The organism is Gelidibacter algens, assembly GCF_001678675.1.
Lineage (GTDB): Bacteria > Bacteroidota > Bacteroidia > Flavobacteriales > Flavobacteriaceae > Gelidibacter > Gelidibacter algens.
Map to the genome: position 1 here is coordinate 1 of NZ_LZRN01000111.1, position 1,624 is coordinate 1,624.

At 30.9% G+C, this 1,624-nt stretch carries 1 protein-coding gene and 1 pseudogene; both read left to right on the forward strand.

Going from position 1 to position 1,624, the window contains the following annotated elements:
* A pseudogene (locus A9996_RS20160) lies at positions 1 to 617 on the forward strand (hypothetical protein); the annotation flags it as partial.
* Positions 610 to 1,624 (forward strand): DUF262 domain-containing protein (locus A9996_RS19295; protein ID WP_157487268.1); only part of this gene is annotated, 1,015 nt, incomplete at its 3' end. The pseudogene A9996_RS20160 and the gene A9996_RS19295, both read left to right, overlap by 8 nt.

A 1,624-nucleotide genomic window follows, 5' to 3' on the forward strand; every position in this document is an offset into this window, starting at 1 on the left:
CTGCAGTAACCCAAAGTTACAAGAAAAATAGATTCCCTTTTAACCTGTATAAAAAGATAGAAAAGGATGGAGGTTGGAGTATTGAACATATTCATGCCCAGCAGTCTAAAGAAATGAAGGAACAAAATAGTATAAGAAAATGGTTAGAAGACACATATGATGTGATTAAGGATATCAAAAAAATTGATGTGGAAGTTGGCGATCAATCAGAAAAAACAACTTCTATTTCAATTAATGAAGATTACAAGGATAGGATCTCTAATTTGCTGTTTCAGGAAAGGATTGATGAGGAAGAGTTTAACCAACTAAGAAATGATTTAATTCAAACCTTCGATTCGGAATCAGTGCATATTTTAGATAATCTAGCGCTATTATCAAAATATCATAATTCTTCCCTCAATAATGCAATATTCCCAGTCAAACGAAAGAAGATACTTGAGTTAGAGAAAGAAGGAAGCTACATACCCATTACAACAAAAAACATTTTTTTAAAATATTATACATCCTCAGATCTACAGCCTTATTATTGGAGCAAGGTGGACAAAGAAAATTACTATAAAGATATAGAGGAAAAACTTGAACCATATTTAACCAAATTAGCCGTTGATAATGAATAATAAATATACTTTTTGGCAATTATGTAATTCTTATGACAAAATTGAAGTGCCTATCATTCAAAGGGATTATGCGCAGGGCAGAAGTACGCCTGAAGTTCAAAGGTTAAGAAAAAAGTTTGTTGATGAATATTTAATTAAATCAATTCTCAAAGATGAGGCAATAGAACTTGATTTTGTGTATGGTTCAATTTTGATTGAAATAAAGGAAGATGAAAAAAGAAAAATCTTTATTCCGTTGGATGGTCAACAAAGACTGACAACTTTATTTTTACTTCATTTTTTCATTGCTCTGAAAGAAAATAGACTTAATGAGATAAAAAATATTCTACAAAGGTTTTCTTATGAGACACGTCCATCAGCTCACGATTTTTGTAAGCTTCTCCTGGAAATTAGAAATATAAAGGACTTGTCCAACATAAAATCTGAGATTGAAGATTCGGTTTGGTTCAATGACGAATGGAAGAAAGACCCAACTGTTTCAGGAATGTTGAACATGTTGCAAACCTTATCGAAGAATGAAAACCTAATCAATGCACCTAAGGGTTTATTGGATAAACTTATTGGAGAAAATAGTAATTTGGTAACTTTTTATTTTACGGATCTTGATGAGTTCGGCCTCACTGAGAATCTTTATATACGGATGAATGCCCGGGGAAAAATGCTCACAGAATTTGAGAATTTTAAATCTGAATTTTATAAGATAATAAGGTATAATCATCTATTGTTAGAAGATGTAAAAGATAAAATTGAATATGCATGGGTAGATAATTTGTGGGATTTTAGAGGAGAAAATTCATATATCATTGATTCTCCCTTTATGCAATATTTGAGTTTTTTGACCGAAATGTTATATTTCAAGGATGCAGAGTTCCGAGCGAAACAATATGAGTCAGATTTTCTGGATTTTAGAGTTCTTCAAGAGGTTTATAAAAAAGAGGATAACCTAAAGTTTTTGATTTTCTCTTATGATTATATGAAGGAAGTTAAGACTTATAATGAAAGTATAC